Source organism: Tetragenococcus solitarius NBRC 100494 (assembly GCF_001544195.1).
In the GTDB taxonomy this organism is placed as follows: Bacteria; Bacillota; Bacilli; order Lactobacillales; family Enterococcaceae; genus Tetragenococcus; species Tetragenococcus solitarius.
In genome coordinates, this window is sequence record NZ_BCPY01000018.1 from 1 (window position 1) to 25846 (window position 25846).

Genomic DNA, 25846 nt, shown 5'->3' on the forward strand with positions numbered 1-25846 from the left:
GTTTATGCTATAATACAAATTAATGCAAAACATCGTTAGAAAAACTGGTTTTCAGCCGATAATTTTAGTGTGAAAGGAGGCAACTCATAGTGGCAAGACCTACAACAAAGACAGCCTTAGTGGAAGCAGCAGATATGAAGTTTACTGAATTGCTAGAACTAATGGATGCCATGACAGAAGAAGAGCAACATGCGAATTTTAATTTTAGTGAAGCATTTTTAAATAAACAAAAAACCACTCATTGGAAGCGTGATAAGAATCTACGCGATGTCCTTATCCACTTATATGAGTGGCACCAGTTATTACTCAACTGGGTAGATAATAATCAAAAAGGGATAACAAAACCCTTTTTACCCGAGCCTTACAATTGGCGGACCTACCCTCAAATGAATGTAGAAATTTGGAAAAAACATCAAATGACGTCTTATGTTAAAGCTAGACAACTGCTTGAAAAAAGTCATTTGGAAGTGATGGCTTTAATCCACTCTTTTTCCGACGAAGAGTTATTTACTAAAAAATATTTTTCTTGGACAGGAACCGGTGCTTTAGGAGGTAATTGTGTCTCTGCAACCTCAAGTCATTACGACTGGGCCATCAAGAAAATTAAAAAACATGTAAAAGAATACCGCAAAGCAACGTCTTAGACGAATATGCCTCCCACAGATTATTTGTGAGAGGCATTTATTTCTTATGATTTATTTGTCATAAAATCATTTGCCGAAGGATTCTCTAAGCTAGCTCGGTAATTTTAAGCTCCTTTTTGTCCAATATATTGAACAACTTTTGTTAGAGCTTCGTCTAAATCATCTGCATAGATATGCGTTTGCTCATTTTCAGCATATTGTTGCAGTGTTTTTTCATATATCGGATCATAATAATATTGCAGTAACAACGCAACGGCCGATGAAAAGTTTTCTTCAGCTAACAGCTGGGCAATCTCCTTAGCGACAGGGGTATGAACATGCTCACGGATTCTATTAAAGGCTTCAATAATCTCTGCTTGATGTTTTTCTGGACAATACTCCTGCAAGATAATTTCAACCCGTTTTTCTAAGGGAAGATGAATAAACAACTGCGGACTTTTTTCTTTTTTCTCATGTAACGCTACAGGAAGCGTTGCTTTGCCAATCCGCTTGCTCTCTCCTTCCATCAACAAAAATGGGGAATTTTCATAGCGAATTAAATCTTGTACCAATAAAGAATCAAAGGTCTTCTGCTTATGAGGCTCTAAACCGACTTGTCCAAAAATAGACCCTCGATGGTTGGCCATTTTTTCAAGATCAAGCACAGGATAACCGGCTTTTTTCAAACGACGCAATAGTATAGTTTTCCCACTGCCGGTATAGCCGTTTAGTACATACATTGGTTGAGTAAAAGCATAGTTTTCTAATTGTTGCATGACCCATTTTCTATAAGAACGGATGCCTCCCTCTAATTTTGACACTTTGATGCCCATTAAATCGACCACCGTCGCGGCTGTTTTGCTGCGCATACCCCCGCGTGAGCAATAGACCACTCGTTCTTTATCCAATGATTGAAACTGTTCAATAAATGCTGGTAATTTTACCGAAAAAAGATCTAATCCTTTTTTCTTTGCTTCCTTAGGTCCCACCTGAGTATAGATGGTCCCTACTTCTGCTCTTTCTTCATTACTAAAAAGAGGGATATTAATACTTCCAGGAATGTGAAATTCAGCAAACTCTTGGGGAGAGCGAACATCGACTAATGTAATAGCTCCATCGTTATGTTTTTTTAATAAATCAAGTAATTCTATATCTTGAAACATACTTTCACATCCTACTATAACCTTTACTCATCTACATTGATGTGTCCCTTGTTTTCATTTTCAACCCGACCAATAATTGCTGCCTCAATGTTTTTATCTTTGAGTTCTGTAAGTACCTCTTCAGCATCCGATTCATTCACAGCGGCCAACAATCCTCCTGAAGTAACTGCATCGCAAAGAATCCATTGGTCCGTTTGATCTAGTGAACTTGCAAAGGTAACATCATCTTTTAAGTAATTAAAATTATTCTTCGTGCCTCCTGGTACAGCACCATTTTCAGCCAGTTGTTTCACTCTTGGCAAAACAGGAACTTGCTGCGCAGAAATGCGGATGCCCACTTCACTGCCTTGAGCCATTTCCGAGGCATGACCGAGTAAACCAAAACCAGTCACATCGGTGCAAGCGTGAACTTCATAATTACCCAAAGTTTCAGCAGCTGTTTTATTTAACGTAGCCATCACTTCCGTTACTCGTTTAATCTCTGATTCCTCTAATAACCCTCTTTTGATTGAAGTGGTCAAAATCCCGACACCAATAGGCTTCGTTAAAATCAGCACATCTCCTGCTTGTGCGCCGCTATTGGTACGAATTTTATCCGGATGAATCGTTCCAGTAACAGCTAGTCCAAACTTAGGTTCTTTATCATCAATAGAATGACCGCCAACGAGTGCAACGCCCGCTTCTGATAATTTATTGCCCGCACCTTCTAAAATGGCAGCCAGAATTTGTTTATCTAAATCGGCAATCGGAAAAGCCACAATATTCAAAGCCGTGATGGGTGTCCCGCCCATCGCATAGACATCACTGATCGCATTGGCAGCAGCAATCTGTCCAAAAGAGTAGGGATCATCCACAATTGGCGTAAAGAAATCAAGTGTTTGGACCAAAGCAGTACTGTCATTTAGCTTATAAACGCCCGCATCATCGTTGGTTTCCAAACCGACTAATAAATTAGGACTAGGCGTAGCAGGAGAAAACGATTGTAAAACTTGACGTAAATCTGCTGGGCCAATTTTACAACCACAGCCCCCTTTAGAAGATAGAGAGGTCAATTTTACTGTGTCGTTATTATTCATGTCATCATATCCTTTTAAATGAAATTTCACTTCTAATTTTAACACATTTGACAAGAAGTGATAAAAAGTTGCTAAAATCCTTTAAAAATAGTAGCTGCATCTTAAATAGCAAGTCTATTGATGGGAAACCGAACAAGAAGGCTCCAATCTGTAAAGTATTGGTGGGAGTTTAAACGATGTACCACCAATCGTTAAACAAATTGGTGGCACATCAAAGAAGTTGCCACCAAAAACTAAAAATAATGGCGTAATATTGCTGAAGTAAAAAAGTCTGTCCGAAATAAATTATATACCTAAAGAAATGATGACTAAGTCATGGTATCCAGTGAAGTCGTGATTTAGCACATTGAAAAGGATAATCAAAAAAATATACGAGTTTGCTCTTATACCTAAAAAAGGATAAAATACAATTTACAAAACCCACAGGAGGAGACAAACTAAATGGATATCGTTGTACTTGCAGGTGGATTGAGTCATGAAAGAGACGTGTCTTTATCTTCAGGCGGAAAAATAGCAACAGCTCTAGAAGAAAAAGGACACAAAGTTTTACTATTAGATATTTATCTAGGCATGAACGCTAATAACTTTGAAGAAGCTTTTCAAAACCAGACGGCAAAAAATGAGAAGCGCGATTACGCTATTGGTAAACAAGAACCCACACTAAAAGAAATAACTGACTTCAACCAGACCGATTTAGTCGGAAGAAACGTCATTTCAATTTGTAAAAGCGCTGATTTCTGTTTTTTAGCGCTACATGGAGGAATCGGCGAAAACGGCAAATTACAAGCGCTCTTTGATATTTATAATATCAAATATTCAGGAAGTAATTATAAGGGTAGCTTATTAGCGATGGATAAAGACATTTCAAAGAAATTAATGACAATAAATAATATTTTAACGCCTGATTGGGAAATAATCGATGATACTTCTCAACGTGAAATTTCTGCTCCTTGCGTAGTAAAACCGATTGATAACGGATCAAGTATTGGTGTTGAAATTATCGAAAATAACACCGATTTAGACAAAGCGATAAAAAAAGTTGAAAAATACCAAAGTAAAATAATGATTGAAAAGAAAATTTCGGGAAGAGAATTTTCAGTAGGCGTTTTAGGCGATACTGTTTTACCAGTGATTGAAATCATACCTAAACATGGTTTTTATAGTTATGAAAACAAATACCAACAAGGTGCAACCGTTGAGATAGCACCCGCTGAAATCTCTGAACAGTTAACTAAAGAGTTAAGTGATTTAGCTCTTTACGTGCATAATGTTTTAGAGTTAACAATTTATTCCCGAATCGATTTTATTGTTACCTCTGATGCTAAAATCTATTGCATTGAAGCTAACAGCTTACCTGGAATGACTCCTACCAGTTTGTTACCACAGGAAGCAGCAGCTAAAGGAATCAATTTTGCAGCTCTATGTGAATCAATTGTTCATTTATCTTTGGCTAAATATCACTATCTCTCTTAAAAATCTTCTGGTTAAACCAACCTAATTAATGTTCTGATTCCTATCGAGAAAATGAAGTTTTAAAACTCTTACTTTACAAAGTTTCTGAAGCTTCATTTTCCTTTAGTGATCCTCCGAATCCCCGGAAAATAATAGCTTTTCAAAGAAACCTCACTCTTAAACTCCTCTTTTAAATAACCTGAAGGAATAACCAAGCGGAAGAACAATCATTGCAACAACGATAACTAATAATAACCACCCTTGTTGTAAATAGGCATTTAAAACAAATAAGAGGCCGCCCCCAATAAATAACCAACTGGCTAAGCGATTTGTACGATTCCAATTCTCTTTACTATTTAAAGTCCAAGGAATCCGGATTCCAATTGTGTAGTTCTGTTTTATCTTATGCAAATAATTTCCCAACACAATAAAAACAATCCCTACCAGAAGATTTATTAGTAAACCAATATTTACTTGATAACCTAAAGCAGTCATATATGTCGAAATATAAACCAGCACCGAAATCATCGGAATCAACCATAAGACGACTCTAAATATTTTAGGACTAATATTCTTTTTCTTGGGGTCATTTTTTGTCAGTAAAAAGACCAGCCACTGAATAACAAATAGAAAAAATGGCAAACCTACAACAGTCATCCACTTACTACTCCAGCCATCAGGTTCATTATTTGTACTAAAGTGGGTCGCTATTTGTGCCGGTAAATCTTCCCAAAGCAGAAACCCTATAACCACCGGAAGTAAAATGATTAGGCTTGTAATAAGCAACGTTATTTTGTATTCATTCTTCTTTATCATTGCGATTTCCCTCCAAATTAATCAACCAAGACATGATTTCTTCTAAAACCGAAGTATTCAAATCATAGTAAATAAAGTTTTTTTCTTTTTCTTCCCAAATAAGACCCGCTTTTTTTAAAATATTCAAATGATAGGAAATGGTAGCGCCTGTCATTTCAAAATGACGTCCAATTTCTCCAGCTGATAATCGTCCATTCTTCAGTATTTGTAAAATTTCTCGTCTGACTGGATCTGAAAGTGCTTTAAAACTAGCTTCAAAACTCATTTGTTCATCTCCATTGCTATTTAGAAAAATATCTAATTAGATTCTTTTCTAAATAGTAGCTTTATTTTCTACTTTTGTCAACTTCTTTCTATAATAAAAAAGTGAAGAGGTTAGCCTCTTCACTTTTATAAATATTTTTCAACTGATTGGCAGGGCACATCATCTTCATAATAAACATCAGAAGAAATTTGATACCCGCATTTTAAATAAAACGGCAACGCGGTCACTTCAGAGTGGATATCAACTTTTTTATAAGCTGAAACTCGCGAGTATTCCTCTAATTGTTTGAGAATTTCAGAAGAAAGGTGTTTTCCTCTATATTCCTTTAAAGTTGCGACACGAGTAATACGTACCCTTTCTTCATCTATTTTCAGCCAACGTGCTGTAGCGACAGGTAGGTTCCCTTTATAAGCGACAGCATAAATCGCATTTTCAGTATCATTTTCGTCAAATTCATCTTGTAGAGAAATTTGTTTTTCCAATACAAATACCTGCATACGAATAAAAATGCTGGCTGCTCTTTGCCAAGCTTGTTTTCCAATAATAATCTTGACTTCTTCCATTTTGTTCACCTATTCTTTTGATGTAAGAACGCCTTTATTTTTTTATGTTCTTTCTATATGACATCAAATATTCTAAATCATACCTCTTAACAATACTTGAACCGCTTCGAACGCTTTAACACTCACATCATCGACTGAATCATCAAACATCTGTGAGGCTTTATCTCCTACTTTATCTGAAATTGCCCGAACATTAAGCACAGGCGTTTGATAAAAGCTAGCCACTTGAGCAATCGCGCAACTTTCCATGTCTGAGCCGATGAGTGCAGGAAAATTTTCCCGAATCTTTTGAATCGTTCCGACATTACTCATAAAAGAATCCGACGTCACAATCGTACCCAAATGATAGATAATTTCATCTTCTGCAAGTAATTGCATAACCTTTTCTAATAATTTTTCGGCAATCGGATAATCTGCTGGCATTTGAGGTACCTGTCCAAATTGATAGTCAAAACCAGTAGCATCAACATCGCTATAAACAAAGCGATCACTAAGAAGAATTTCACCCAAATCAGAATCTGGGGCAAATGTTCCAGTTGTTCCCGTATTGATAATTAAATCTGGAACAATATAATTATATAACCACGCTGTGCTGGCAGCAGCATTCACTTTGCCAATTCCTGATTCCACTAAATAAATTTCTTCTGTTAATTTTTCAATCGAAGTTTTTCCCTTCTGCCAGATGGTCTCACGCTGGGTATAGTATTTACGAAATGGCGCTACTTCTTCTTGCATAGCGGCTATAATAGCAATTTTCATTCTAATCCTCCCAAATCTTATCGATTGGCTCATCAACTTCTACTTTAGTGCCTTCAAATTTTTCATCTATATAATTTTGTATCTCTGGATCATGATATAGTTCTCCTAATTTTTTAAGGTCTTCTTCATTCTCGCGACCTTTTTGCACCGCTATAATGTTGAAATTGCCTTTATTTGAATCGTCAACTTTCTCATAATAAATCGCATCTTCCAATACATTCAACCCACCTTCCAGTGCAATCGTATTGCCGATAGGAATTAAATCCACATCTGATAAAACACGCGGACCTGTCAGATCATCAATAAGTGTAAATTCAAAATCTTTTGGATTTTCAGCAATATCATCAGGCGTTCCTATTCCATCGTCAAAATCATCTTTTAATTTAATTAGCCCAGCGGATTCTAACAAACGTAATCCACGCGCTGTATTAGCAGGATTATCCGCTAAAGCAATTTGTGCACCTTTAGGAAGTTCATCCAGAGAATCATACTTTTCTGAATATAGTCCCATCGGCTCCATATAAGTGGTTGCAATAGGGACTAACTTATCTGCACTTTCTTCATTATAACTTTTTAAATACTCCAACGACTGAAAGGCATTAGCATCTGCATCACCATCTGCCACAGCGTTATTGGAGGCTGTTCCTCCTGTGATTTCTGTTACTTCGATTTTAAGACCTGCATCCTTAGCAGCATCCGAATCTGCAATGTAGTTCCAAATTTCTGCATCAGATCCTACCGAGCTAACACTAACCATTCCATCGTCCTGTGCTTCAGAGTTTTGTTCTTCTGTCTCATTATTTCCACAAGCGCCTAAAAACAGCAACAAACTTGCAGCACCCATCCATAAACTAATTTTTTTCATTGAACATTCTCCTTAATCATTGCAGTATAAGCGACACTCCAACAAACAATTCTCCTTTTATAAATAAAAAAATCTCCCTCCCTTTGCTTACCATCTATGATAAACAAAGGGACGAAGACTTTTCGTGTTACCACCCTTATTCGTATCCGCTTTACAGCTGATACCTCAACAATACCTACAAGATATCCGGCAGTATATCGGCTGCATCTCCGTTTATTCAGCGTGAACTGAATAAAAAGCTTAGAGTTCATCTTCACCATATTATCTGCACCCTTTTTCACCAACCGGGTTCTCTTTAACAAATGCAACAGCTACTCTTCTCTATTAACGCTTTTTCTATGATTAGCGTTTAGTATAAAGAAGTACCATCGTTTTGTCAATAGTTTTTCAATTTTCAGACAACTTAACAAAAACTATTTAGTGTAACGAAATTCTAATTTTCTTGAAAAAGCATCTTTGACCACTACCAGATATTTTTCAAAAAAATTAAATAAGAGTAAAACATTAGTTGACAAAAGTAAAATAAAGAAGTATTATTTGAATGAACAAAAAATTCTATTCATTCAAAAAAGGAGGAACTTTATGAGGGACAAAAAAAATGATCTCGATCAAGCAGCCTACGAGGTCTTTTCTGAGAATGGCTATAAAAATACAAATATCTCAGCGATTGTCAAAAGAGCAGGTATTGCCGTAGGTTCTTTCTATAACTTTTACCAGTCAAAAGAAGAGATATTTTTAAATGTATACGTGAAAGAAAATGATCGCGTTAGAAATCAACTGATTGAACAAATTGATTGGAAGAGTGAACCAGCAACAGTTATTGATCAATTATTTGACTATACATTACAGGCTATTTCGAACAATAAAATTCTAAACGAATGGAACAAATCTAATATATCAAAAACATTACATGACTATTATTCTGGAGCAGGAGTAAAGAGTTACAATTTTCATCATTTTCTCTTAAAAAAATTTGAAGAATGGTTAAATAAAGGAAATTTCAGTGAGGAGGAAAAAAAGAAGGTCCTAAAAGTATATAGTCTCATCTATTATATTGACACACATTTGTCAGAGCGCGATTTTGATGGTTATAATGAAACATTAGGCGTTTTAGTAAAATATTTTGTCAGAGGTCTTTTTTCATAGAAAAGTAAGGTATGGGAATACAATTCCCTTCTTCTTTTCAGAAAAAAATGAATGAATTTAAAAATAAATTCATTCAAAAATATTATTATGATAAAGAAAGGGGTTTTTAAAATGAACGGAATCACAATATTTGGCATATGTATTGCGTTAATTGGAACTGGCACAATTTTTTGGGGAACAACTTTATATCCGATAAATTTACTAGATTCCGAATTTATGTCTCTTTTTGTGGGAGGACTTGTATTGATAAGCATCGGTGTGGCCTTAATGTCAGGGGTTTCTCCAATACTTAAAATAAGTATAATCTGGGTTACTGCTATCTTAACGCTTGTCTATATTTACGGTTTTGAAATGGATTTAATTGTCAAGCTGATTAGTTTTGTCCCTATCATTGGCTTAGTTATTTGGCTGACTACTAAGTTTTTGAAGTAAGTTTATAAGAAAAAGGAAGTACGTTGACAATTAAGAAAATGTACTTCCTTTTTAATTTAAGTTAAAGAGAATAAACAAAAAACAATCGGATTTGTTTAAAAAGACTCGGTTTTATTTTTCATTTAGACTCTAACCCATAAATAAAATTAATTTATTCTTATATGTTCACTTCCAAAAAAAGCGGTGTATGATCCTGTCTTTTTCCTGAATCGACCATATTTGAAGTATCAACTTGATCAGCTATACGATCGCTTACGATAAAGTAATCAATTCTCCAACCTGAGTTGTTGATCTTACTTGTTTTTACTCGTTGGGCCCACCAAGAATAATAGCCTTCAACATCTCCGTGAAGATAGCGGAAAGTATCTGCAAAACCACTATTTAACAGTTCTGTAAAGCCAGCACGTTCTTCATCCGTAAAACCAGCTGAAAAATGATTCCGATCAGGATGGGCTAAATCGATTTCTGTATGAGCAACATTATAGTCGCCCGAAGCAATTACCGGTTTTTGCTTATCTAATGAAATTAAATATTCTCGATATTTTTCATCCCAAATTTGTCGTTTTTCTAAACGGTCCAAGTTATTACCGGCATTAGGTGTATAAACTTGTGTGACAAAACAATGTTCAAACTCTAATGTAATAATACGGCCTTCTTGATCCATTGTATCTGGTGCCCCGATCTCTGGAAAAGTAACGGTTGGCTGCAGATTATTTTTGTATAAAAACATCGTTCCAGCATAAGACTTGCGAGCAGGCTCTTCTGAACTTCGCCAAGCAATTTCATAACCGGGGAACCATTTTGCTAAAATATCCAGATGTTTTTGAGTTGGGCCTTTGATGGTTAACTTCGTTTCCTGAATGGCAATGACGTCTACATCATATTCGCTAATGGTGTCTAATACATCTCTTGATAATAGTGCGCGGCTCGAATCACTTGTTAAAGCAGCATTTAAAGAATCAATATTCCACGAAATTAATTTCACGATTTTTCTCTCCTGTATATAAATTTAAATCACTTCTTATTAACTATAACACTAAAACAGCTTAATAATCCATCATGCATTGACAGATACTAATGTTTCTTTTTTAGTTCGTTTTTTCGTTTTTCAGTTAACTCTGTAATTAATTCATTTTTTGCTTTATATATGTTATCATCTCCGAAGTCTGTAACTTCAGATGTATTCGTATGGTATCTTCCCGCTATATCGCCATAATATCTATTATAACGTAATTTGAATTTTTGAAAAATGTAATTTACGATGACACGTAAGATAGCATAAATAGGAACACCAAAAACAAGTCCAAACAATCCCAACAAATCTCCCATAATTAACAAAACAATAATAATTGTCAGAGGGTGAATATTTAACTGTCTTCCCATAATATTGGGTTCAACGAAGTTTCCTTCAATAAATTGGACCACAATCCAGACAACAATCAACAAAAATACTTCCGTCCACGAAGTAAGTAAAGCAATGATAAGTGCCGGAATAAATGTTAACGTAGGACCAATATAAGGCACAAGAGACAGTATCCCGCCGGCAAGCCCTAAGACACCACTATAATCCAAGTCGATAATTGTAAAGCCGATAAAAATCATGACACCATTAGCCACTGCGATAGCTAATTGTCCTTTGATATATGAGCCTACCTTAACGTCGATTTCAGTCGCGATACGTATCAAATCAGCTCGCCATTTAGGCGGCGTTACCGCTAGTACACCATTTGCAAATTTTTCAGCATCTTTTAATAAGAAAAATAGTATAATAGGAGCAATCACAATCGTCATAACTACACTTGTAATTCCTGTCACAACGGATGTGAATCGCGTCAATCCTTTTGAAACGTAATTTCCAATATCTGAACTAAAACTGTCTACAAAGTTTTCTACTTGAGAAATAACATTATCCGCGATTTCATTGCCAGAAAAATCATCAACCAGGGCAATAACAGAATGGACGAAGTTGTCCATAAAGATAGGGAAAGTTTCTGCTAAATTCGATATTTGATTTTCTAATAAAGGAATAACAAGGACAATTCCCCCTGCAAGCAATAACAATACACTTGTATACAAAATCACTATACCCCAAACTCTTTTGATTTTATGCCTTTCCATAAAATCAATCGCTGGGTTAAATAAATAATACAATAACAAGGCAATAATAAGCGGCATAAGAATATTAGAAACAATGACAGCTAATGTTTTAAAAATAAAGTCCAGTTTCGTCATTGTAATAATAAAAATACCTAACAAAAGCCCAACCGTAAGTGTATAAAGAGCATTACTTCCACCGAGAAACTTAGTCCAACGCGTATTTTTCATCTTTTCACCTCTCGTAGTAAAAAACTATGCGTTCTTTCCATATTATTAAAAAGAAACCCATAGTTTTAAACGTATATTATTTCATCACAATTTACAACACCTTAACAAAGCTTATGCTTTAACTCCAGACTTGCAAAGATATTTTTCCTAGTAAAAAGAAGAGACAGTGCTAATCCATCGTTTCGTTTTTTACTTTTAAGCCTCTATACCGGTTAATCGCGGCACAAAGTTCTTGCTTTCTAGGCAGTGCTAAATTACCTGGGTGCCCAGAATAGGGTGAGATAGCATCTATTCCCTTTTTTTCAATATAGGCATATAGTTTATCTACCGCTTGAAGCAATGTCACTTTTTCATCTATTATTTGTTTTTGTAAAAATCCAATCATCTCTGCAATACAGTTTGTCTGACTATTATCAACCAGCTGTTCAAGACCAGAGATATCAATCGGTTCCCTGCCATATAAAATCGTGTTTTTTCCTTTCACTTTCAAACGACCTTCTTTGCCTGATTTATCAAAACTCTTTTTTAAAGGAATTCTTGCAGGTAAGTCGCCAAATTGTTCCGATGATACCTTTTCCCTACGATAACCTTCAGAATTTGCAATCGTTTTGGCAGCTTCGGTCACATCTTTTAGCCGATACTCATCCATCATCAATACTTGGTCTGCCACATCAAAATAGTCTCCTGAACCGCCAACAATCAGAATTGTAGAAACACCCAACGTTTCATATAAAGGTCGTATCTTATTTGTAAAGGGTGTAATAGGTTCTTTATCCGGTGCGATTAACTTTTGCATCCGACCATCACGAATCATAAAATTAGTGGCTGAGGTATCTTCATCGATTAACAATAAAGAAGACTTTGCTTCTAAGGCTTCCATGACATTAGCTGCTTGTGAAGTACTTCCACTGGCGTCCTCGGTAGAAAACGTACGAGTATCTTTTCCTCCGGGCAAATGATTAATAAAGGAGCTGATATTTACCTTTTCAATATTTCGCCCATCTTCAGCTCGAATCTTTGCGGCATCTGGGCGTGTCACAACCAGTTCTCTACCATCTTCGGGAATATGGTGATAAACACCACGTTCTAACGCTTGTAATAATGTAGACTTCCCATGGAAACCACCACCCACAATTAAGGTAATGCCAGCTGGAAGCCCCATACCTGTGACGGTGCGTCCACTTGGCAAAGTGAATTGGATTTCAAAATTAGCTGGGCTCTCAAAAGGAATCGCCTTTTTTAAGGGCTTATCAGAAACACCACTTTGTCGAGGCAAAATTGAACCATTCGCCACAAAAGCAACTAAGTTTCTTTTTGCTAATTCCGCACGAATAAATGACTGATCCAACATCAAAGTCAGCTGTTTTTTCAGTACTTCTTGGTCTAAATTTTGATAAAGTAATGATTGTTCAACAATTTCTGGAAGAATCTTTTTAAATAGATAACTAGCGGTTCTCCCTTTAATTTTTCTACCTGCTGCAGGTAAACCAACTTCAAAACGAACTTCTAACTCGTTATCATTAATCACTACAGACGTCCGCTGCAAAATTTCTTGTCCACAATGGTCGATAAAAATCATGCGATTAATCTCAGACTTTGTCTTTTTACTTATTGCTTGAATCGCTTTTTCAAAAGTTCTGGTTAGAAAATCCGCCACAGCAATACGTTTATCTTGCGTGTCTAACCATTTGTGAGGAATACCTGCTGTTTTTCGGTCCATAATAATACGCATTTTAGAAGGAGGCGCATAAGGATCCACTTGAATATGATCAACAGACAGTTGATAATTTTCAAATTGATATCTGCCTTTGATGCGTTTGTAGGCACCATATTTTTGACCGTCTAAAGAGTTTAACATTTGGTCAAATGTTGTTGCGTTTTTCATAAAAACGTCCTTTCTACTAAAAATTTCTCTTTAATAAACTTATCGTCATCTATTCCACATTAACATAAAAACGAAGTGAAGTTTAAATGATGACTATACTAACTAATAGGCTTTACATATGACTAAAAATAAAATACAATTAGCTTGTAAAACAAGCTAGTGATATGGAGATAAAACATGGCTGACAAAATAAGTTCTCAAATGCTTAAAGGTACACTAACTGGCAGCATACTGCTTTTGCTTTCTAGAGAAGAATTATACGGATATAAGTTAAGTGAGCAGTTAGAGCAATTCGGTTTTGCTGAAATATCTAAGGGGACTATTTATCCTTTATTATTATCATTAGAAAAAAAGGGGCTAATTGTCGGAAATATGCGTCCTTCTGACAATGGTCCAAAAAGAAAATATTACTCTCTTACAAAAGAAGGATGTAAAGAAAAGGAAGCTTTTTTAAAGCAATGGAAAACGCTAAAAAATAATATGGCTAAGCTAATAGAAAGGACAGATGCTGATGAAAACAAGTGAGCTGATTGAAGAAAATACCCGTTTACAACATTTTCTTACAAAAGTTAACGAAAAGTACTATGAGAATTTAGTTATTTACGTACGTGCCGTGTCTTTATTTCGTGACGAGAAGGAATCTGAATTATTATTGCTAGAAATATTACAGGATATTCTAGAAGGACAAGAAGATGGCCTTTTAGCAGAAGAGTATTTTGGAAAAAATCCCAAGCAAACTGCGAATGAAATCATCCACAATTTACCAATAAAATTAAGCGACACCTTAAAAATAATACTCTACGGCATAGGAGCTTTTTGGTTGTTTGCTATGCTTCCCGAATTGACTTTTCCTGCTCAAGGGGTTGATATAGGAAGTTTTATCGTTACTAGTATTTATGCGGCTTTATTTGCTTTGTTCTCTTTATATCTCTTAGGACGTTCTACTTACCACTATCAATCAAAGCTAACAAAAGTCCTTTTGCTTGGCTTATGGATTTTGGGAATTGCAATAGGTGTCGGTTTATTCGCTCTCCTATCTACACCATGGAAACTGGATTTAAGTGGTAAACTTGGGGTTTTTATTATTTTGCTTATTGTCATCTGTTTGTCCTACCTCTTTTACAAAGAAAAAAACAAAAAGCTCTGGCTTCCATTGATTCCAGTCGTTTTAATCTCAGCAACAAGCGGTTTACTTTCTAGAACAAGTCGTCTGTACACGCTGTTTTCTGTAGAACAAATAGAAATTACTATTGCAATAGCTATAATATGCGGCTTACTATTACAAGGAATATTAGTCATTTTTAATTCAAAAAAATAACATGCAGCACTAAAAATTCATAGCAACGTAAAGAAATGAAATTTTTAAAGAGCGATAGGTTCGCTCTTTTTTCTTTGATCTATTTTATAGTTATTCATGAAAATATAACGATTCCATCCATTTTCAATCCATTCAATAAGTATCTTTAAATACATAATTTTCTATCGCTTGTGAAACGCCATGTTCATTATTGCTATAAGTAACAGCATTGGCGCTTTCTTTGACTTTTTGCGGAGCGTTGCTCATCGCCACGCCGAGTCCAGCCAAGGCTAACATCGGGATATCGTTAAAATTATCGCCAATAGCCATAGTATGAGCTAAAGAAACGCCATAATGCTTAGCAATTTCATTCAACGCTCTTTCTTTAGATACTTTTTTTGATGTAAGTTCTAAATAGTTATCTTTAGATAAATAAAAGGAACTATTTTTGAGTTCCAACTTTTGTAAAAATTTATATAACGCTTGAATGACTTCTGTCTCTTCCACTAATAATAATTTATGAACGGGTATATATTCTTCTAATAAAAGTGTTTGTAAGTTTTGTTCTCTTGGAGTTTCGTTAGTAATTGCTGCTTCAATATCAACCCATTTATCTCGTTTATCGACAAGCCACTGCTTGCCAGAATATAAATTAATCGATACCTGCGGAAAATATTTCTTAATCTCTTCTAATACCCATTTTGCTTCTTCTTGCTCTACTAAGTGTTCTTTGATTATTCGATGGCTATTTTTAGTGCCTTCTAAAATAAGTGCGCCATTATAACAAACAATAGGATTACTACCTAAGACGAGTTTTTCTGCTAGAGGGAACATACCAAGAGGAGATCTTGCGGAAGCTAAAACAAATGGGATTTTTCTTTCTTTCAATCGTTGTATATTTTTGCTTAATTTTTCATCAACAAAATGTTGATCATTTAAAATTGTGCCATCAATATCACTCATCACCAGTTGAATTTCAGGAGAATTCATAGCTAATAAACCTTTCTTTTTAAAATCAAGTTTTTGTTTTCTTTGATTACTACTGTAACACGTTTAAAAAAGCAGAAAAGGTTTGAAGCAAAAAAATAAAAAATTAAGTATATTACATCGATTGGTCCACACCATATTTTTAAAGAAAGCATTATCTCTTTTCTTCATATTTCGCCCAATAACCTAAATCAGTAAAGGCAAATGTTTTACTTTTTATTTTTCGGGAAAAGGCAAAGGGAATTAAGATTAGACCGACAATAACTACTGCAACAAAGCCAACACCAGCGAAAAATTGCCCAATGGTCAACCCATTTTTAATTAACCAGTCAATTCCATATACACTGAGACCAAATAATATCGTCGAAGCTGTAACGCTCCCGGGTGCATATATAGTACGTTTTCCTTTGTTTTTGTAACGATCATACATCGCCAAGCCTTCTTTAGTATGCACAAAAGTTTCAGCAATTCCGAAAAAAACTACTGTAAGAACAGCAATAGTAGCTAAGTCACGTGTAAAAGATAATAATACAATAAAATAAATTTCTGCGCCTAAATTAGTTATCATGTTCGTTAGGCGATTTTGGGGATATACTGTCGGTTCATCTGAATGCTGGCCAAGATTATTCATAAAATAAAATCCGCCTGGAAAAGTATTTTCTTCAAAAACATGAAGAGGGATAAAAACAGTCAACAAGCCCATCACTCTTTGTGGTATTTCCCATTCGTTCCAATAAATAAACAATACAACACACATCGCAACGCCAATGATATAGAGCATTTGAAGCCAGATACGGTCGCACCATTTTGATAATAAAGTTTCTTCTTTTCTCATAACAAACACACCTCTAAAATGATTAGATAACCCCTGTAAAATACAGTCTGCTATTATTATGAATGAGTTAATTAAAAATTGAAAGTGGAAAGAAAGCTTAATGGACATATCAAGAAAATTGGTTGGTTTCGTAAATTTAATCAGTTGAACTTTCTTCTTGCTCTTATTCCCAAACATCTAGCTTTTTATTTTTAAAATAAAATTCGGAATCTTTCTCGCCTATTTCCCGCACCACTTTACAAGGATTCCCATATGCTACCACGTTAGCGGGGATACTGTTAGTTACAATACTCCCAGCACCGATAACTGAATTTTTTCCGATCGTGACACCAGGCAGTATTTGAACGCTGGAACCAATCCAAACATTTTCTTCAATAGCTACCGGGAAATTATAAACATAATGATGTTCTCTTAATATAGGCAGTATAGGATGTCCTGAAGTAGCAACAACTACATTAGGACCAAACATACAATTATCACCAATGTATATATCCGTATCATCAACTAAAGTAAGATTTGAATTACAATAGATACCACTGCCAAAGTGCACGTTTTTGCCTCCCCAATTAGCATGAATAGGCGTCTCTATATGACAGTCAGAACCAATCTCTGCAAACATTCTCTTAAGTAATTTCGATTTAAGCTTCGCATCTGTGGGACGAGTCATATTGTAATCGTATAGTAACTCTAAGTAACTTAATTGCTCATCCATTACCTCAGGGTCATCGTAATGATAAGGTAGTCCATTTGCTTTTCTTTCTTTATTGTTCATTGTCTTTCTCCTCTAAAAGTTTTTTTATGACATGAGTAACACCATACTCATTGTTTGATTTTGTGACATAGCTAGCGTACTGTCTCATATCATCATTCGCGTTTGCTACAATATAGCTATATTTAACAAAACGAAGCATTTCTATGTCATTATACGTATCCCCAAACGCCATCATTTGATCAGATTCAATTGCTAGTTTTTTACTAAGAATACACATTGCCTGCCCTTTATCCACTCCTTTGTTCATTAGGTCGACCCATACAGTATCCCCAACTGCCACAGAAAAATCTGCACCAAACGCAGGGTTAAATTCTTCGACAAAATATTTCTCACTCACCTGACTTGGAAAATAGGCAGTAAACTTGTTAGCATCAACATTAAGTGCCCTGATGTCGCTCACAACCGTAATTTTGGCATAAAACCTTTTTAAAAAAGCCAGATGTTTTTTGTCACTTTGTTCAATAAATGCTGATTTCAAACCACATAACACAGGAATTCCAGGTGTCTTTTCTTTAGTAAAGTTGCGCATTTTTTTATAATCTTCGGGCTTAAGTAAGCTAGTAAAAATTAAATTATTTTTATAACTGACTGCACCGCCATTATCACTGATAAAAATTAACTGTTCTGCTAAATCGGAAAAAAATTCCGTTAACGAGTACATCGGTCTCCCACTAGCTATAACAAAGTGAATGCCTAGTTTGTCCAATGCACGAATGTATGTAGCAAAATTCGGCGGTAACTCCCCACTTTCTGTTAGCAAGGTATGATCCATATCTGCTGCTATTAAACGAATATTTCTCATTTACTTAACCTCCAGTTTCAAATTATAATTATTGTAGGAAAAGAACTTATTTGCTGCTATTAAAATAGTGTATAATTATATAAAAATTGTATTTAAGGTGTGAGTAAATTGGAAGAAAATATTATTAACGTAGCATCTGATGATTCGGAGCTTCTAAACTATAACATTCCGGACTTTCCCATATATACTAGAAAAGATGAATTGCATCGTTTTGAATTTTGTGCAACAGCGCATTGGCATATTGATTTGGAGTTTATACTCATTCTAAAAGGGGAGATGGACTTTTTTGTAAATGGAAAAGTTAACCATTTAACCAGTGGGAATGGTCTATTTATTAATAGTAAAAGATTACATTATGGTTTTTCTGAAAATCACAATGAATGCAGCTTTATTGTTTTAATTATCAGTCCAGATCTATTTTTTAAACATTCATTAATTACTAGAAATTATTTTAATCAAAAATTTGCATCAAATACGCAAGATTTCATCTACTTGAATCAGACAATGAAATGGCAGAAAAAACTCTTAACTAATATCGAACAAGCTCATTCTTTTACAGTGCAAAAAGAGCCTAATGCTCTGCGTATTTTATCGTTAACTACTAATATTTGTGCTGAAATAGGGGATCATCTAGAAACTAGCAAACCAAAAAAGGCAGAGGATATCTTACAAAATATCGTGTGGAAAATGGTAGATTATATTCATCGCAATTATTACAAAAAAATAACGATTGACGAAATCGCAAAATCAGGCACTGTTAGCCGAAGTAAATGCTGTGAATTGTTCAAAGAGTATCTTTCACAGTCACCCAATAATTATCTTATTTTGTATCGAATCTTTAAAGCAAGTGAATTATTACGCAACACCGCTATGACGATTTCCGAAATAGCTTTCACTTGTGGTTTCTACAGTTCAAGCTACTTTACTTTAGTGTTCAAAAGAAAATTTGGGCAAACGCCTAGTATTTACAGATCTAAATTTAATTGATAATAAAGTCGCAGTTAGCCATGATTGACATACCAGTTTTGAAATACATTGGGCTACTAAATTATTGGTGAAACATCATAGAAAATGAACATCATAACTTAACGTAATTATGCCAAGGATGAAATAATAAAGCTTTTATACTGCATTGAAACTCAATACATAAGGTCGCTACACTTATGTATTGAAATCAATCTCAGTACATAACTCCATCCATTTAGACATGTAGTCCATAGCTTTTGAAATAGACCTCTAACTTACCGATCTAACTTCGCCAAAAAATCAGAAAGGCGCTCCAATCCTGCGGTCATTTTTTCTTCTGGTTCACGAGCGTAACCCATCCGAAAGCATTTTTCTAAATCAAATACAAAGCCTGGCATGAGTAGTACGCTTTTTTCTTCAATCACTTTGGCACAGAATTCTTCTGAGGATAACGTACTTTCGAAGTAAGGTAAGGCAACCGTTCCACCTTTAAAAGGAACATAACTTAATTTAGGCTCGTTATCTAACCATTTTTTAAATAAAATCGCTCTTGATTCTGTAATTCCCATATTTCGTTGTTGAACAGCCTCCTTGTGTTTTAAAGCAAGAGCTGCCACATATTCATCAAGGCCCCCATTACTAATCATGGTATAGTCACGGTGAATATGCACCTCTTGCATAAATTTGGCATCACGACAAGCAATCCAGCCTAAGCGCACCCCTGCCATTGCAAAGGCTTTGGACATACTGCCTAGACTGATTCCTTTTTCGTATAAATCAGCAACAGAGGCTGAAAAGCCCACATTATGGGTCAAGCCTCGATAGGCTTCATCGCAAATTAAATAGGAATCATTCATTCTGGCGATTTCAACCATTTTTTCCAACATTTCGTCTGGCATAACGTCCCCTGTTGGATTATTCGGGTTGTTAAAGACAATCGCCTTGGTTTGGGGTGTTACCAAAGTAGCTAATTTATTTAAATCAAGCGCATACCCGTTTTCTGTTTTTTCTAAAAACAGGTAATCTATCTTTGCGCCAATTGATTCTGGTACAGAATAAATTTGCTGATAAGCAGGTAATATTGCCACTACATGATCGCCTGATTCGATGACCGTCATCATGGTAAGATGAGAAGCGCCTACACCCCCATTGGTTGAAATGACTTGTTCTTTTTGTATTGTTTGATATAAGCTGGCAACACCAGAGCGATATTCTGGACGTCCTTCAATATCTCCGTAGTTTAGTTTTAAAGAAAATAGGTCGTCTTTGACCTCTTCGTTATCTTCGCCGGTTATTTCCAATAATTCATTAATGGAAAGCGGCATAATGGAGGTACTGGTTAAATTATAGTCCACTGTGGTTTCATATTTAGATAACCAACGTTCAACGCCAAAAGGTTTGATATACATTCTTTTCCTTCTTTCATTTTAATATTAACGCAATACTTTACTCAAGAAATCGATGGTACAAGGATGTTTCGGTGAATCAAAAAGTGCTGTTGGCGTCCCTTCTTCTACAATTTTTCCTTCATCCATAAATAAAACGCGATCCCCAACTTCTTTAGCAAATCCCATTTCATGGGTCACAATGACCATAGTCATTCCTTCTTGGGCTAAGTCTTTCATCACCTTTAGCACATCGCCTATCATTTCAGGATCAAGCGCTGAAGTTGGTTCGTCAAACAGCATTACATCGGGTTCCATCGCCAAAGCACGTGCAATAGCAATCCGCTGTTTTTGTCCGCCTGACAAAGAATTGGGATAAGCTTCTGCTTTATCCTCTAATCCCACTTGTTGCAGTAAACGCATCCCATTTTCTTTTGCTTTGGCTTCTGTTTTTAATCCAGATTTAATAGGGGCAAGACAGATATTTTCCATTACTGTTTTATGTGGAAACAGATTAAACGATTGAAACACCATCCCTAAGTTTTCTCTTACTTTAAAAATATCAATTTTGGGATCGGTTAAATCAATTCCTTCAAATATAATGGAACCTGCTGTTGGTACTTCTAGTAAATTTAAACATCGTAAAAAAGTACTTTTCCCTGAGCCGGAAGGTCCAATAACTACGACCACTTCACCATTTTGAATGATTGTATCGATTCCGTTTAACACTTGGTTTTCCCCAAAGGCTTTGTGCAAGTTCACTACTTTCATTAATTCTGTCACAATCTTCCCTCCTTAAACTTTCGCCGATCTTTCAAGTCTTTTTTCAAGCAGCGAAACCAGCCAAGAGACAAACCAAGTAATCATAAAGTAAATAACTGCTGCAATAAATAAAGATTCCATTGTTTTATAAGTTGCAGCTTTCACTGTATCTGCCACAAACATCAACTCTGATACGGCAATCACTGAAAGTAAGGAAGTTTCTTTAATCATAGAGACAAATTCATTTCCCAAAGCTGGTAATATATTGCGAATCGCTTGAGGTAAAATAATTTCTTTCATTGTCGTTCGTCGATTTAACCCCAAAGAGTACCCAGCTTCTGTCTGACCCTTATCCACGGCATTAATTCCCGAGCGAATAATTTCAGCAACATAAGCGCTTGAATTAATAGCAAGCGCGATACATCCTGGAATTAAACGTGCAAGATTAATGTCCCAAACATGAATGGCAGGGATTGTTAAAATAGCCGATAATCCAAAATAAAAAATAAAAACTTGTAGCAAGGCTGGCGTTCCTCGTAATACTTGAATATAAAAAAACGCGATCGTATTGATAATTTTATTTGGAGAAAGTCGTAACATCGCAACAAAAATCCCCAGTAGAGTACCTACAATCACACAGACGAAAGCAACGCCAATAGTCGTAGCAGCCCCTTTTAAAAATAAGGGTCCATAAATTTCTAGAGTGTTACGCGAATCAATATCTCCGGCCTTTGCTTCTTTAATGTTCTTTTCAAGAAGATCTTCAATTTCACCGTTTTCTTGCATCTCAGCAATAATTTGATTCACCTTTGTAATCAACGCTTGACTTTCTTTTGGAAAAGCAATGGTTTGTGCCGTCTCTTCTTCAGGAACCTCGATATCAATACCTGCAACGACTAAATTAGGATAGGTATCTAAATAATTACGAGCGGACAAGTAACCCACGACACCTGCATCCACTGTTCCCGCATTGATTTCGGCAATCACTTCAGGTAACTTTCCTAAAGCAACGGGCCTTGCATGACCTATATAGTCGTTTAAAATTGTTTCTTGCGTTGAACCCTTTTGGGCCGCTACTTCTTTATCTGCGAGAGAATCAATGGAGGTAAAAGTATCTTCCTTGTCTTTCGTCGTTAAAATGACAAAAGGCAGATCATGGTAACTATCAGAAAAGCTGACCACTTTTTCTCTTTCCGGCGTTGGATTAAAACCTGCCAAAGCCATATCAAACTCGCCTTCTTGTACGCTTGGAATCAACCCATCAAATTTCATATTGGTAATTTCCAAATCGACGCCTAACTCTTCAGCTATTCTTTCAGCAATATCAATATCAAAACCGACAATCTCTTCTTGTCCATTGTTCATCCGGATATATTCTTTGGGTGGGTTATCCGCAGATGTCCCTACTGTTAAAGTCCCACTATCTAGTACCTTTTGTAAGGAATCGTCTTCTTGCGCTTGCACTAACGTCGTAAAGCTAAAAAGTATCGATAATAAAAGCAAGCATGTACCAATAATAACCCTCTTCTTCTTTTTCATCGCTTTCCCCCTAGTCGATCACCTTTTGCATAATTATACAAACTACTTAGGATTTATTCTACCATCTTTCTTTTAAAAAACAACAAAAAACCGTAATATTTTGAATTTTTATGCATATATATATTAAAAAAGATCAAATGAGAACACCCTAATAGGCTCCCGTTTGATCTACTTTTATTATCTTATTTATATATTATTTTATTTTATACTCTTATACTCTATGTTTAACGCACGTTTTACAGCCGGTCTTTCTGCTATTTTATCTGTCCATGCTTTTAAATTTGTATACTCTTTTGCATTTAAAAATTCAGCAGCATTGCCATATAGCTCACCTTGAATAAGACGACCATACCAAGGCCATATAACCATGTCTGCAATCGTATACTCATCACCAACAATAAAATCTTTGTCTGCTAAATGTTTATCGAGCAAATCAAGTTGGCGTTTGGTTTCCATAGTGTAACGATCGATTGGATATTCCTGAGCAAATGGAGCATAATAGTAAAAATGAGCAAAGCCGCCACCTACAAAGGGTGCAGCCCCAGTTTGCCAGAATAACCAGTTCATAAGTTCCGTTTTTTCAACAAATGAATCCGGGATAAACTGACCAAATTTTTCTGCTAAATACAATAAAATGGACGCTGATTCAAAGACACGCACCGGCTCATCATAAGAATAATCCACCATTGCTGGAATTTTAGAATTGGGATTAATTTTAACGAAATCACTACCGAATTGATCCCCTTCACCGATGTTGATTTTGTATAAATCATATTGGGCATCCTTAACACCAGCTTCCTTTAACTCTTCTAACATCATAGCCACCTTTAGTCCATTAGGCGTGCCTAATGAGTAAACTTGTAGTGGCTGTTGCCCTACTGGAAGTTTTTGTTCAAACCGACTTCCTGCAACGGGTTGGTTTCCTGATTTTTTTCCTTTTTCATCTTGTTTCCATTCCCATACTTTAGGAATTCTATAATCTGACATACAATCCCACCTTATCTATTTTTTTCCACATAGAAAGACTTTATCGATTCATTATCCATCTTTTCTCTCCGACTTTATCTTTTTCTATGTATCTATTTTTATCACTGATCGATATCTTTAGTATATCCAATACAAAATAAAATTTAAAATAAGAAGGCTTCTTAAAGATTCTAGTGACAGATTTTACATACTTCCTTGATTCATCTATAATGATTGTAATTTCGGCTATCACGATAAATCCTACCTTTTGGGTATTGGCTAGAAAATAAAATTAAAGGGAGTTGGCGCAATGTTAAATATAAAGTACGACGTGGTGGGTTCTTTTTTACGACCTGAAGAAATTAAAATAGCTCGCGCTCGTTACTTCAACGATGAAATTAGTTTAGAAGAATTGAGAAAAGTTGAAGACCAAGCAATTGCAGATTTAGTGGAAAAACAAGTCACCCACGGCTTAAAATTCGTTACCGATGGCGAGTTCCGTCGCAGATGGTGGCATCTTGATTGGCTAAAAGAATTTGACGGATTTTCTACCAAACACTTTGATAAAGTAATCAATGGGGTGAATAATCATATTGAATTAGGTTACATCAAAGGAAAAATCTTCTATGACAAAAACAAACATCATCCAGAAGTTGCCGCTTGGGATTATCTCCATCAGTTAGCTGACCAATATGAAGATATAGAAGCTAAAAAATCAATTTCTGGTCCGAATATGATTTTAGTAGACCACTATTTACAATTAGGGATAAAAGATACACCTTACTACGGAAACAATATCGATGCAGTGATCGAAGATATTGCAACAGCTTATCAAACAGCCATTCAAGATTTATATGAACATGGCTGCCGCTATTTACAGATTGATGATACCTCATGGACTTATTTGATTGACGATGAATTCGTCACTAAAGTAGAGGCTCTTGGTTATACAAAAGAAGAAGTTCTAGGGTGGTTTAAAAAAGTTTCCACAAAGGCATTGGAAAATAAACCTAGCGATATGACGGTTGCTACTCACTTTTGCAAAGGGAATTTCAAAGGAAATCCATTATTTGCAGGTTCTTACGATTCCGTAGCTGCCATTATCAGTACGATTCCCTACGATGGCTTTTTTGTTGAATATGATGATGAACGTTCAGGGTCTTTTGAACCATGGGCTGTATTAAAGGGAAGTAATGCAACTTTTGTTGCAGGTTTAATCTCTACCAAGAACCCTCGGTTAGAAACCCATGATGAAATCAAAGAACGCTTTTTAGAAGCAAAAGCTGTAGTGGGAGATAACATTGCTCTATCGCCACAATGTGGATTCGCCTCAGTAGAAGAAGGAAATTCGATTAACGAAGAAGTTCAGTGGAAAAAAATTGATCTTCTCGTTTCCTGTCAAGATTTTCTATAAAAAAAGTCGTTCTATTACTAAAGCTCGTTGTAAGTAAAAAACTTTACTTACATATGTATCTCCTCTCTTTTTCTTTGAAGTCTTTTCAATTGTTGTTCTATCTATCGTCTGTTAGACTGATTTTAATAGGGTTGGTATTAGAGTTGTAATGCCAACTGTTTAAACAAAATGGAGGGATTAGATTGCGTTTAGAAAATCATAAAGTTATCTCGCTAGTCGATCATGATTTTGACGATTTAGAACTGTGGTACCCGGTTCTCCGCTTGCGCGAAGAAGGTGCTCAAGTAGATTTAGTTGGACAAGAAGCTAAACAAACTTATATTGGAAAAAACGGTGTTCCAGCTGAATCTGATTATGCTTTTGCCGATATTAACCCTGAAGAATATGATGCAGTTATTGTACCTGGTGGATGGGCTCCGGATAAACTACGTCGCTTCCCTGAAGTTAAAGAGATTGTAAGACATATGAAAGAGAACAATAAAGCCATTGGTGAAATTTGCCATGCTGGTTGGGTATTAATTTCAGCCGGTATTTTGGAAGGAAAAACAGTAACCAGCACGCCGGGCATTAAAGATGATATGACAAATGCGGGTGCAACTTGGGTCAATGAAGCTGTTGTTACCGACGGACAGCTTGTTTCAAGTAGAAGGCCCCCTGATTTGCCGGCCTATTTGCCTGAGCTGATTCAAGTGATGGAAAAATATCATCGTTAAAATTTTTACAATAATTATATAGATGAAAAGCCGAGCCT

General features: G+C 35.7%; 27 protein-coding genes and 1 other annotated feature. Of the genes, 9 read left to right on the forward strand and 18 right to left on the reverse strand.

Annotation, left to right across the window (positions count from 1 at the left end; translation table 11 throughout):
* Positions 1–89 precede the first annotated feature (89 nt).
* Positions 90–644: a ClbS/DfsB family four-helix bundle protein gene (locus tag TS1_RS06570; protein ID WP_068709044.1), complete on the forward strand. Its 555-nt coding sequence runs from the start codon at positions 90–92 to the stop codon at positions 642–644.
* 104 nt (positions 645–748) lie between these two features.
* Here TS1_RS06570 and mnmH read toward each other — a convergent pair whose 3' ends face one another.
* Together mnmH and selD are read right to left on the reverse strand one after the other, a co-directional pair.
* Positions 749–1786, reverse strand: a complete 1038-nt coding sequence (mnmH, locus tag TS1_RS06575; protein ID WP_068709046.1) for a tRNA 2-selenouridine(34) synthase MnmH — start codon at positions 1784–1786, stop codon at positions 749–751.
* A gap of 23 nt (positions 1787–1809) precedes the next feature.
* Positions 1810–2862 (reverse strand): selenide, water dikinase SelD, encoded by a 1053-nt coding sequence (gene selD, locus TS1_RS06580; protein ID WP_068709048.1) that lies wholly within the window; start codon positions 2860–2862, stop codon positions 1810–1812.
* A gap of 441 nt (positions 2863–3303) precedes the next feature.
* Here selD and TS1_RS06585 point away from each other — a divergent pair, with 441 nt between their 5' ends.
* Complete coding sequence (locus tag TS1_RS06585; protein WP_083498255.1) at positions 3304–4335, forward strand: D-alanine--D-alanine ligase family protein; 1032 nt, start codon at positions 3304–3306, stop codon at positions 4333–4335.
* Positions 4336–4491: 156 nt separating this feature from the next.
* On the opposite strand, the gene TS1_RS06590 is transcribed toward TS1_RS06585, so the two are convergent.
* The 5 genes from TS1_RS06590 to TS1_RS06610 all read right to left on the reverse strand — a co-directional run bounded on the left by TS1_RS06590 (position 4492) and on the right by TS1_RS06610 (position 7582).
* Positions 4492–5130 (reverse strand): SdpI family protein, encoded by a 639-nt coding sequence (locus tag TS1_RS06590; RefSeq protein ID WP_068709050.1) that lies wholly within the window; start codon positions 5128–5130, stop codon positions 4492–4494.
* Positions 5114–5395 carry an autorepressor SdpR family transcription factor gene (locus tag TS1_RS06595; RefSeq protein ID WP_068709052.1) on the reverse strand — a complete coding sequence of 94 codons (282 nt, stop codon included), beginning with the start codon at positions 5393–5395 and terminating at the stop codon, positions 5114–5116. Before TS1_RS06595 ends, TS1_RS06590 begins: the two co-directional genes overlap by 17 nt.
* 125 nt (positions 5396–5520) lie before the next feature.
* Complete coding sequence (locus TS1_RS06600) at positions 5521–5958, reverse strand: GNAT family N-acetyltransferase (protein WP_068709054.1); 438 nt, start codon at positions 5956–5958, stop codon at positions 5521–5523.
* A gap of 72 nt (positions 5959–6030) precedes the next feature.
* The gene (gene mtnN, locus TS1_RS06605) at positions 6031–6717 is read right to left on the reverse strand and encodes a 5'-methylthioadenosine/S-adenosylhomocysteine nucleosidase (protein ID WP_068709056.1); all 687 of its coding nucleotides are present in this window, start codon (positions 6715–6717) and stop codon (positions 6031–6033) included.
* A 1-nt stretch (position 6718) separates the two neighbouring features.
* Positions 6719–7582, reverse strand: a complete 864-nt coding sequence (locus TS1_RS06610) for a MetQ/NlpA family ABC transporter substrate-binding protein (protein ID WP_068709058.1) — start codon at positions 7580–7582, stop codon at positions 6719–6721.
* A gap of 104 nt (positions 7583–7686) precedes the next feature.
* Positions 7687–7919: a binding site (T-box leader), on the reverse strand.
* Positions 7920–8119: 200 nt separating this feature from the next.
* Between TS1_RS06610 and TS1_RS06620 the strand changes: the two genes are divergently transcribed.
* Complete coding sequence (locus TS1_RS06620; protein ID WP_174519332.1) at positions 8120–8728, forward strand: TetR/AcrR family transcriptional regulator; 609 nt, start codon at positions 8120–8122, stop codon at positions 8726–8728.
* A gap of 111 nt (positions 8729–8839) precedes the next feature.
* The gene (locus TS1_RS06625; protein ID WP_157061645.1) at positions 8840–9160 is read left to right on the forward strand and encodes a hypothetical protein; all 321 of its coding nucleotides are present in this window, start codon (positions 8840–8842) and stop codon (positions 9158–9160) included.
* Positions 9161–9317: 157 nt separating this feature from the next.
* Here the strand turns inward: TS1_RS06625 and TS1_RS06630 are convergent, their stop codons facing one another.
* The 3 genes from TS1_RS06630 to TS1_RS06640 form a co-directional block, all read right to left on the reverse strand.
* Positions 9318–10145 (reverse strand): exodeoxyribonuclease III, encoded by an 828-nt coding sequence (locus TS1_RS06630; protein ID WP_068709066.1) that lies wholly within the window; start codon positions 10143–10145, stop codon positions 9318–9320.
* An 89-nt stretch (positions 10146–10234) separates the two neighbouring features.
* On the reverse strand, positions 10235–11485 hold the full coding sequence (locus tag TS1_RS06635) for an AI-2E family transporter (protein ID WP_068709068.1): 1251 nt from the start codon (positions 11483–11485) through the stop codon (positions 10235–10237).
* Positions 11486–11654: 169 nt separating this feature from the next.
* A complete protein-coding gene (locus TS1_RS06640) occupies positions 11655–13370 on the reverse strand; it encodes an ABC-ATPase domain-containing protein (protein WP_068709070.1) in 1716 nt (571 codons plus the stop codon).
* Positions 13371–13547: 177 nt separating this feature from the next.
* On the opposite strand from TS1_RS06640, the gene TS1_RS06645 reads away from it, so the two are divergent.
* Together TS1_RS06645 and TS1_RS06650 are read left to right on the forward strand one after the other, a co-directional pair.
* A complete protein-coding gene (locus TS1_RS06645; protein ID WP_068709071.1) occupies positions 13548–13895 on the forward strand; it encodes a PadR family transcriptional regulator in 348 nt (115 codons plus the stop codon).
* Complete coding sequence (locus TS1_RS06650) at positions 13882–14688, forward strand: DUF1129 domain-containing protein (protein ID WP_068709073.1); 807 nt, start codon at positions 13882–13884, stop codon at positions 14686–14688. Before TS1_RS06645 ends, TS1_RS06650 begins: the two co-directional genes overlap by 14 nt.
* Before the next feature lie 132 nt (positions 14689–14820).
* Here the strand turns inward: TS1_RS06650 and TS1_RS06655 are convergent, their stop codons facing one another.
* The 4 genes from TS1_RS06655 to TS1_RS06670 form a co-directional block, all read right to left on the reverse strand.
* Positions 14821–15657 carry an HAD family hydrolase gene (locus TS1_RS06655; protein ID WP_068709075.1) on the reverse strand — a complete coding sequence of 279 codons (837 nt, stop codon included), beginning with the start codon at positions 15655–15657 and terminating at the stop codon, positions 14821–14823.
* 151 nt (positions 15658–15808) lie between these two features.
* Positions 15809–16489 (reverse strand): HXXEE domain-containing protein, encoded by a 681-nt coding sequence (locus TS1_RS06660; RefSeq protein ID WP_068709077.1) that lies wholly within the window; start codon positions 16487–16489, stop codon positions 15809–15811.
* 163 nt (positions 16490–16652) lie between these two features.
* Positions 16653–17261, reverse strand: a complete 609-nt coding sequence (locus TS1_RS06665; protein WP_068709079.1) for a sugar O-acetyltransferase — start codon at positions 17259–17261, stop codon at positions 16653–16655.
* Entirely contained in the window at positions 17251–18063 is an 813-nt protein-coding gene (locus TS1_RS06670; RefSeq protein WP_068709081.1) for an HAD family hydrolase, read from the reverse strand. Before TS1_RS06670 ends, TS1_RS06665 begins: the two co-directional genes overlap by 11 nt.
* A 108-nt stretch (positions 18064–18171) precedes the next feature.
* Here TS1_RS06670 and TS1_RS06675 point away from each other — a divergent pair, with 108 nt between their 5' ends.
* Positions 18172–19050 carry an AraC family transcriptional regulator gene (locus tag TS1_RS06675; protein ID WP_068709083.1) on the forward strand — a complete coding sequence of 293 codons (879 nt, stop codon included), beginning with the start codon at positions 18172–18174 and terminating at the stop codon, positions 19048–19050.
* Between the two features lie 254 nt (positions 19051–19304).
* On the opposite strand, the gene TS1_RS06680 is transcribed toward TS1_RS06675, so the two are convergent.
* From TS1_RS06680 to yghU, 4 genes are all read right to left on the reverse strand, one after another.
* Positions 19305–20438, reverse strand: a complete 1134-nt coding sequence (locus TS1_RS06680) for an aminotransferase class I/II-fold pyridoxal phosphate-dependent enzyme (protein WP_068709085.1) — start codon at positions 20436–20438, stop codon at positions 19305–19307.
* A 24-nt stretch (positions 20439–20462) separates the two neighbouring features.
* A complete protein-coding gene (locus TS1_RS06685) occupies positions 20463–21197 on the reverse strand; it encodes an amino acid ABC transporter ATP-binding protein (protein ID WP_157061646.1) in 735 nt (244 codons plus the stop codon).
* 12 nt (positions 21198–21209) lie between these two features.
* Positions 21210–22715 (reverse strand): ABC transporter substrate-binding protein/permease, encoded by a 1506-nt coding sequence (locus tag TS1_RS06690; RefSeq protein WP_068709087.1) that lies wholly within the window; start codon positions 22713–22715, stop codon positions 21210–21212.
* Positions 22716–22913: 198 nt separating this feature from the next.
* Positions 22914–23702, reverse strand: a complete 789-nt coding sequence (gene yghU / locus TS1_RS06695; protein ID WP_068709089.1) for a glutathione-dependent disulfide-bond oxidoreductase — start codon at positions 23700–23702, stop codon at positions 22914–22916.
* A gap of 289 nt (positions 23703–23991) precedes the next feature.
* Between yghU and TS1_RS06705 the strand changes: the two genes are divergently transcribed.
* Both TS1_RS06705 and TS1_RS06710 read left to right on the forward strand, forming a co-directional pair.
* Positions 23992–25095 carry a 5-methyltetrahydropteroyltriglutamate--homocysteine S-methyltransferase gene (locus tag TS1_RS06705; RefSeq protein WP_068709093.1) on the forward strand — a complete coding sequence of 368 codons (1104 nt, stop codon included), beginning with the start codon at positions 23992–23994 and terminating at the stop codon, positions 25093–25095.
* A 182-nt stretch (positions 25096–25277) separates the two neighbouring features.
* The gene (locus TS1_RS06710) at positions 25278–25808 is read left to right on the forward strand and encodes a type 1 glutamine amidotransferase domain-containing protein (protein WP_068709095.1); all 531 of its coding nucleotides are present in this window, start codon (positions 25278–25280) and stop codon (positions 25806–25808) included.
* The last annotated feature ends 38 nt before the right edge of the window (positions 25809–25846 follow it).

What these genes read in the sequence shown, in the direction of transcription:
- mnmH (WP_068709046.1), bottom strand. Translation starts at nt 1,786, where the DNA reads ATGTTTCAAGATATAGAATTACTTGATTTATTAAAAAAACATAACGAT.
- selD (WP_068709048.1), bottom strand. Translation starts at nt 2,862, where the DNA reads ATGAATAATAACGACACAGTAAAATTGACCTCTCTATCTTCTAAAGGG.
- TS1_RS06585 (WP_083498255.1), top strand. Translation starts at nt 3,304, where the DNA reads ATGGATATCGTTGTACTTGCAGGTGGATTGAGTCATGAAAGAGACGTG.
- TS1_RS06590 (WP_068709050.1), bottom strand. Translation starts at nt 5,130, where the DNA reads ATGATAAAGAAGAATGAATACAAAATAACGTTGCTTATTACAAGCCTA.
- TS1_RS06595 (WP_068709052.1), bottom strand. Translation starts at nt 5,395, where the DNA reads ATGAGTTTTGAAGCTAGTTTTAAAGCACTTTCAGATCCAGTCAGACGA.
- TS1_RS06600 (WP_068709054.1), bottom strand. Translation starts at nt 5,958, where the DNA reads ATGGAAGAAGTCAAGATTATTATTGGAAAACAAGCTTGGCAAAGAGCA.
- mtnN (WP_068709056.1), bottom strand. Translation starts at nt 6,717, where the DNA reads ATGAAAATTGCTATTATAGCCGCTATGCAAGAAGAAGTAGCGCCATTT.
- TS1_RS06610 (WP_068709058.1), bottom strand. Translation starts at nt 7,582, where the DNA reads ATGAAAAAAATTAGTTTATGGATGGGTGCTGCAAGTTTGTTGCTGTTT.
- TS1_RS06625 (WP_157061645.1), top strand. Translation starts at nt 8,840, where the DNA reads ATGAACGGAATCACAATATTTGGCATATGTATTGCGTTAATTGGAACT.
- TS1_RS06635 (WP_068709068.1), bottom strand. Translation starts at nt 11,485, where the DNA reads ATGAAAAATACGCGTTGGACTAAGTTTCTCGGTGGAAGTAATGCTCTT.
- TS1_RS06640 (WP_068709070.1), bottom strand. Translation starts at nt 13,370, where the DNA reads ATGAAAAACGCAACAACATTTGACCAAATGTTAAACTCTTTAGACGGT.
- TS1_RS06645 (WP_068709071.1), top strand. Translation starts at nt 13,548, where the DNA reads ATGGCTGACAAAATAAGTTCTCAAATGCTTAAAGGTACACTAACTGGC.
- TS1_RS06650 (WP_068709073.1), top strand. Translation starts at nt 13,882, where the DNA reads ATGAAAACAAGTGAGCTGATTGAAGAAAATACCCGTTTACAACATTTT.
- TS1_RS06655 (WP_068709075.1), bottom strand. Translation starts at nt 15,657, where the DNA reads ATGAATTCTCCTGAAATTCAACTGGTGATGAGTGATATTGATGGCACA.
- TS1_RS06660 (WP_068709077.1), bottom strand. Translation starts at nt 16,489, where the DNA reads ATGAGAAAAGAAGAAACTTTATTATCAAAATGGTGCGACCGTATCTGG.
- TS1_RS06665 (WP_068709079.1), bottom strand. Translation starts at nt 17,261, where the DNA reads ATGAACAATAAAGAAAGAAAAGCAAATGGACTACCTTATCATTACGAT.
- TS1_RS06670 (WP_068709081.1), bottom strand. Translation starts at nt 18,063, where the DNA reads ATGAGAAATATTCGTTTAATAGCAGCAGATATGGATCATACCTTGCTA.
- TS1_RS06680 (WP_068709085.1), bottom strand. Translation starts at nt 20,438, where the DNA reads ATGTATATCAAACCTTTTGGCGTTGAACGTTGGTTATCTAAATATGAA.
- TS1_RS06690 (WP_068709087.1), bottom strand. Translation starts at nt 22,715, where the DNA reads ATGAAAAAGAAGAAGAGGGTTATTATTGGTACATGCTTGCTTTTATTA.
- yghU (WP_068709089.1), bottom strand. Translation starts at nt 23,702, where the DNA reads ATGTCAGATTATAGAATTCCTAAAGTATGGGAATGGAAACAAGATGAA.
- TS1_RS06705 (WP_068709093.1), top strand. Translation starts at nt 23,992, where the DNA reads ATGTTAAATATAAAGTACGACGTGGTGGGTTCTTTTTTACGACCTGAA.